Source organism: Pseudopontixanthobacter vadosimaris (genome assembly GCF_012979275.1).
GTDB lineage: Bacteria > Pseudomonadota > Alphaproteobacteria > Sphingomonadales > Sphingomonadaceae > Pseudopontixanthobacter > Pseudopontixanthobacter vadosimaris.
In genome coordinates, this window is record NZ_JABASZ010000031.1 from 1 (window position 1) to 5,270 (window position 5,270).

Genomic DNA, 5,270 nt, shown 5'->3' on the forward strand with positions numbered 1-5,270 from the left:
CTGCCGGCGTCGAGGCGGTGATCCCGGCTAGGAGCAACCGCCGCAACCCAGCCCCGCACGACCGGGAGAAATACCGCTGGCGCAACCTAGTCGAGCGGCTGTTCAACAAGCTGAAGAACTGGCGCCGGGTCGCCACTCGCTACGACAAAACCAAAGAATCCTACCTTGGCTTCGTCGCCCTCGCTTCAATCAAACTCTGGATACCCTTTGTCCACGAAACCTAGGAAACGGCCCGTCACAAGCTGCTTCAGAGAACCAGCGCGCGAAATTTGAGGACGAACATTGCCCGAGGCGGATACGAACGTGCAGCCGGCCGATAAACAATTTCTTACAGTCACGCCTGTGGTGCTCGAGCTGGAAGAGGACGCATTGGTGAGGGAAAGCCGCCAAGTCACGGTACCACCGCTCGCGGCCACGCTTCCAATCACGGTCTTCCCGAGCGAGAGATCGGCCAACACGGCGGGCGCGGATTTCAGCCTGATCTCGGTATATTTGAAGTTGCCGTTGTCGGCGGCGGGATAAAGGTCGCAGATTCTGAGCCGCCAGGTACCCGCCGAACTCTTGCGCGCGAACGCGTCGAGCGGATTCGTGGCCATGTCGCCGAGAATCATCCACATTTGAGTTCCTGCTGGAGGCTTATTTCGTCGTCGGCGAACGCAAACGCCAACCGCAATGGACCGCTGACCATCGTCGGAGCGAGTTCTATCAGCGCGACGCCGTTGTCCCCCTCGGTCGTCCAGTTGCCGAAGCGCTGCCTTCCCCCTTTAGCTGTGCTGCCGCGGCGGACCGTAAAGCGGACGCCGACGATAGGACGGCGCTCACATGCGACTGTCGGAGAATAATTGCGGCGCATCACGGAGCCGAAGTGAACATGACGCTGCGCTCCAACAGCTCAGCTACCGAACCGTTGGAGTTGCGCAAGACGGCCGTCAGTCGCGTGGTCTCGGGATCGGATGGGATTCCGCGCCACGTCGGAATGGCAAACTGGCCGTCCGGCGACCGCGAGACTCCGTCGAAGGCAAGCGGATCGACAGGTTTGCCGTTTGCAAACAGATCGACGTTCTGCTCGAGGCGATGGCGGATGACGACGCGCAAGGCGGGGGTGCGGGAATTGTGGTCGGGGGGGGCGGGGGAACAGGAATGCAATGGGGTCCGTCGCCCTGGGCAAGCCAGTCGGTTTCGGCGCCCGCCGCCGAACGATCGGTAGCCGGCCCGCGCCGAGCCGGAAATTCGGCGGAGATTTCCTCATCGGGGCCTGCCGGTCATGCATTGGCTTCGGGAAGTGACGGCACGGCGGTCGTCGCGGCGGTCTGGAGTGCTGCCCGATTGGGGACCTCTGCATGAAAGTCAGCGACCGCCAAGCTGCCGCTCTGGCCGGTCACGTGTCGCGAAATGGCGATTTCGGCACTCCTCGTCGATCGATCGCAATCGATAAAGTGCCCGCCGCTGGACAAAGTCTGTCGCCGGACCTGCACGACAGCGGGCTGCGGCTTAAGCTTGCAGATTTCTCGACCTTCGAAGCCACCGTTCTGTGAAAGAAGAGTCTAGAGGCCGGCATCGAATTCAAGATGCGCCTACACCCGGCGGTGGTGCAGTACATTGCGCAATGAGCCGTCGTCAGTGTCCGCGAAGAGTGAGCGTGCTCGTCCTCGGACGGGTGCTTCACTCCCTGTCGAATTGAGCTTTGCTTCTAACCGGTGAACCGTTCCGACATTGCCGGAAGCCCCAACTCCTGGGGGAAAAGGCCACTAGCCGCAAGATGAGTTGGACGTACCGCCGGTAAGACCGGGCGCAAGGTTGCGATCGTCACGTGTCAGAAAAGCGGCCTCCTGGCGCATGGTCTTGCCGCCGGTTCCGAAGGGATTTTCGAAGAGTGGATCGTAGTTGTACTCGATTTCAACGAACATCACTGCTTGCCCACTCTTCGCTGTGATTTTCGTGTCACTCGAGCCCAGACCAGTTATGGCAGATCCGTTCAGGCCATTGTTGTTGCTATCGTTCCCATACCGGGATTCCGTCACCGCTTCACCGCGACAACGCTGCCAATGTATGAACTGTTTGCCCGTGACATCGTCATATTCGAGGCTCGACAGGATGATCCGACCATTCTGCTCAAGCTGAATGCCTTCGCCTTCGCGAAGTGCGCCGTTGACGATTGCGTCCACGTTTGCCTCGGTGATCGTCGGAGTGATACCGCTGTTGTCGGTTTGGCCGAGGCGGGATGCATTGTCGGCGAGAGAGAGAGCGATCTGACTTACGCGCAATTTTACTGTGACCATGCGCGCGATGTCGGCACCGAAAAGTCCAAGTGTGAGAAGAACCGGAAGGACAAGGGCGAACTCGACGAGCGAAACGCCCCTGATATCCCGCCTGATCACGCTTAGCAGAGCTCCAGCCGTGCGCAAGGGATCGAGTATCTTAGCGATCATTCGCAACTCCCCGCCGATGAGCCATATTTGTCCTGGTCGGCGAAAGGCTGATTCTTCTTTACCGCGCTCGCGGTTAACATCCGCTCGCTCGACCCACCGGGTAGGAATGGATTGGGGAACAAAGGGTCATAGCTGACATCGACTTCATAAATGACGACGTCGCTAGCTCCTCCGTTACCCGAGGTTCCGACGTCGTCATCCCACTGCCCATTGCCGTTCTCATCGGTATAAGTCTCACCGTCATCGCATGTCCCGTCCGCATCCTCATCGTTCCACGCTTCGGGACGTCCGATATCGTTGAAATCGAAGTAGCTTACACGGCTGGCCGTCACATTGGCACCCGGCGCTACCGTACGCACGATTTCGGTAATCTTCGCGTCGGCCTCGGCTGTATCGCCGGTCTCGAGTGAAGATGCGCGCGCCGCTTCCTGCGCTGCGCCGGTGAGTATCGACTTGGTGTAAGCCATCTGGCCAATGTCGAACAAGCCGAGAAGCAGAGTCATGAAAATGGTCACAGTCAGGCCGAATTCCAGGACCGTGGTGCCGCGATCGTCACGAAGAAAAGCGCGAACAGCGATCACTGCACCACCCTCAGCTCACCGACATTCTTGGCAATTTCCTGGAACGCCGCATTGAGCTGGGTCGCATTCTTGGCGGTGAAGGAGCTGTCGGTCGAGGCGCACTGCGTCAACTGGCTGGTCAGATCGGAGGCGAATGCGATCACCCAAACTCGGATACCCTTTGCCTTCGCTGCGGCGCAGACCGCCAGGAAGCGGGAGTTGTGCCGCGCCTTCTGATCGGAGTATCCGTTTTCCGTCACACGGCGATCGTGCCACTCGATGCCGTAGCTGCTCTGGATGTCGTAATTGGGAGCCATTTCGCCATCGGTCATGAAGATGATGTGCCGTGCGACCGCGCCTCCGTTAGCAGGAGCTTCCATCACGTTGTCCTCAAAGATGCCTGTGGGCGAAGCCAATCGCGCGCCCCAGATCATTCCGATGTCGTGATAGGTTGCACCGTCAGGAGTCAAGGAGTCCGCGTATGCATCGAACTCGCCTTCGTCCATTTCCTCGAGCAGCCGCGCCGCCAGGGGGCAATAGGTGTTTGTCTTCACGCCAGTTTGCGTCTCGGCGGCGTTGGTAAGATAGGTTCTTCCACCTGATTTGACCGTACGGTAATATGAGATTCCGCGCCACATGGGGCGCCAAGCGGTATCATCGCTCCCATCGGGCGGCGCATCGATATCGAGGTCGTGCGCGCCTGACGGCGACATGCCCAACAAGGTGTTAAAGCTGAACGAAGCCGCCGGCGTCGATCTACGCTCTTCTATGCAGCCTTTCCAGGTCCACGCTTCCAGAGCCCCGTCGGTCCCAGTCGGCGTAGACGCGCTGGAAAATGCCTTGAAGGCGCTTGTGTCAAACTGCAGGTTCGCGTATCGCCAGTGACCAAATGCGGTCGTAGTCACCGTCTTGTACTTGGGATCACTTATAGCATACTCGTGATAATAGTAATCCAGAGTCGCAGTTCGCTTTTGAGCCCAGAAGTTCCTCCTTGATTTCTCGATGCACTGATACTCGGTTCGCTTTATCGGATAGACCGTAGTGGTGGTCACTACCTTCTGACCCTGTCCGTTTATTTCCTCCTTGGAGGTCTGGTAGGTCTGCCCGTTACTCACCCAGTTCGAGTTGTCGGAAGTTCCATCGTCGCAGTCCCTGCTTGTCCTGTAGGAACCTTTGAGGTCTATCCAGCTTTCACCTGTGTAGTTTCCCGTCCCTGTTCCTGTGCTGTACACTGGATCCTCCCAGCCGTCCGCGACCTGTACGTCGACATTCTTGGTCACCGGCTCACGCGACTGGATCCACATGCTGTCAACGAGGTAGCTCGGATTGAGGTCGTAGAGCAATTGCCCGACATTCACCGACGAACTGTAGGGTACGAAGCCGTACCGTATGCGGGCATTGGTACCTTGGCTAGCAGCATCGACGGTGTCGAAGAACGCCTTCATGGCGTCCTGCAACGCCTCCAGCCGTGTCTGTGAGCCGTCCAGGGAGAAGTTCATCGAACCGGTGGTGTCGAGGACCATCATCACGTCGCTGTTGCCGATTGACATTGACGCCGAGCAACTGACCGAGATCGGCATCTCTTGATACCCGAACAGGCTCATCACTACGGTCTTAAGTGTAGTGCTGGCGGTGCCGTCTACGCGGTTGCCGTTTTCGGTTGTCGTGGGCACGAATGACGTGCCTTCAGCGTCTTGGTCGCTTTCGTCGAAGTTGGTTCCGAAGTAAGCGTTTGCCTGCGCTTCGGCCTCTTCGTCAAAGCCTTCGTCGCTGACCGCCCGGCGACCGGCCAGGACGCCGGCATCGCACGCGTTCTGCAGGCGATTCTTCACCATATACGCACGCGACATGTCCACCCCACCGCCGATCATTCCGGCGAGGGCAATGAGCGCGATAGCTGACATGGGCATTATATTGCCCGAGGAATCCCGTGCGGCTTTCCTGACTGCACACGAGAATTGCCTGGCGACGAGCATGGCCGTCTCCGAAGTTGATGAACGAAGCTTCGAACTTAGGCGGGGTTACCTAAGAAAGTGTTATACCGTTCCGCGTGCCTCGAACTCGCCGGCAGTACAGCAAATTGTCCTCACGCAACCTTGACCCATTTATGCCAGCCGACGGCGCCGAATGCCGCAGCAGCGGAATCGTGTGGTACCTAGGCTTCGTGGACAAAGCTTGACCTGAGACTCGACCGCTGATTCAAGGCTACCTTTTGGAGGCAGCATTGGGTGAGCGGGTTGGTGTGTCGGGTGACGAGTGGGCTTTGATCGGCCCACTGCTA

The 5,270-nt window shown here is 58.6% G+C and carries 7 protein-coding genes and 1 pseudogene; 2 read left to right on the top strand and 6 right to left on the bottom strand.

The window, feature by feature from the left end:
- Positions 1–224 (top strand): annotated as a pseudogene (locus HG250_RS06775) (IS5 family transposase); the annotation flags it as partial.
- Here HG250_RS06775 and HG250_RS06780 read toward each other — a convergent pair.
- The 3 genes from HG250_RS06780 to HG250_RS06790 are packed head-to-tail and all read right to left on the bottom strand — an operon-like array spanning position 186 to position 1,095.
- Positions 186–617, bottom strand: coding sequence for a DUF11 domain-containing protein (locus tag HG250_RS06780; RefSeq protein ID WP_170004046.1), 432 nt, complete (start codon positions 615–617; stop codon positions 186–188). The pseudogene HG250_RS06775 and the gene HG250_RS06780 sit on opposite strands and share 39 nt — an antisense overlap.
- A complete protein-coding gene (locus tag HG250_RS06785) occupies positions 608–853 on the bottom strand; it encodes a hypothetical protein (RefSeq protein WP_170004048.1) in 246 nt (81 codons plus the stop codon). The genes HG250_RS06780 and HG250_RS06785 overlap by 10 nt, the downstream gene beginning before the upstream one ends.
- Positions 853–1,095 carry a hypothetical protein gene (locus tag HG250_RS06790; RefSeq protein WP_170004050.1) on the bottom strand — a complete coding sequence of 81 codons (243 nt, stop codon included), beginning with the start codon at positions 1,093–1,095 and terminating at the stop codon, positions 853–855. Before HG250_RS06790 ends, HG250_RS06785 begins: the two co-directional genes overlap by 1 nt.
- Positions 1,096–1,340: 245 nt before the next feature.
- Here HG250_RS06790 and HG250_RS06795 point away from each other — a divergent pair, with 245 nt between their 5' ends.
- Positions 1,341–1,535, top strand: a complete 195-nt coding sequence (locus tag HG250_RS06795) for a hypothetical protein (RefSeq protein WP_170004052.1) — start codon at positions 1,341–1,343, stop codon at positions 1,533–1,535.
- A gap of 213 nt (positions 1,536–1,748) precedes the next feature.
- On the opposite strand, the gene HG250_RS06800 is transcribed toward HG250_RS06795, so the two are convergent.
- Genes HG250_RS06800 through HG250_RS06810 form a run of 3 tightly spaced genes read right to left on the bottom strand, consistent with a single transcriptional unit; the run spans position 1,749 to position 4,899 of the window.
- Positions 1,749–2,429 (bottom strand): TadE/TadG family type IV pilus assembly protein, encoded by a 681-nt coding sequence (locus HG250_RS06800; protein ID WP_170004054.1) that lies wholly within the window; start codon positions 2,427–2,429, stop codon positions 1,749–1,751.
- Positions 2,426–3,010: a TadE/TadG family type IV pilus assembly protein gene (locus HG250_RS06805; RefSeq protein WP_338103876.1), complete on the bottom strand. Its 585-nt coding sequence runs from the start codon at positions 3,008–3,010 to the stop codon at positions 2,426–2,428. The genes HG250_RS06800 and HG250_RS06805 overlap by 4 nt, the downstream gene beginning before the upstream one ends.
- A complete protein-coding gene (locus tag HG250_RS06810; RefSeq protein WP_240956964.1) occupies positions 3,007–4,899 on the bottom strand; it encodes a pilus assembly protein TadG-related protein in 1,893 nt (630 codons plus the stop codon). Before HG250_RS06810 ends, HG250_RS06805 begins: the two co-directional genes overlap by 4 nt.
- Positions 4,900–5,270: the final 371 nt, after the last annotated feature.

What these genes read in the sequence shown, in the direction of transcription:
- HG250_RS06780 (WP_170004046.1), bottom strand. Translation starts at nt 617, where the DNA reads ATGTGGATGATTCTCGGCGACATGGCCACGAATCCGCTCGACGCGTTC.
- HG250_RS06785 (WP_170004048.1), bottom strand. Translation starts at nt 853, where the DNA reads ATGCGCCGCAATTATTCTCCGACAGTCGCATGTGAGCGCCGTCCTATC.
- HG250_RS06795 (WP_170004052.1), top strand. Translation starts at nt 1,341, where the DNA reads ATGAAAGTCAGCGACCGCCAAGCTGCCGCTCTGGCCGGTCACGTGTCG.
- HG250_RS06800 (WP_170004054.1), bottom strand. Translation starts at nt 2,429, where the DNA reads ATGATCGCTAAGATACTCGATCCCTTGCGCACGGCTGGAGCTCTGCTA.
- HG250_RS06810 (WP_240956964.1), bottom strand. Translation starts at nt 4,899, where the DNA reads ATGCCCATGTCAGCTATCGCGCTCATTGCCCTCGCCGGAATGATCGGC.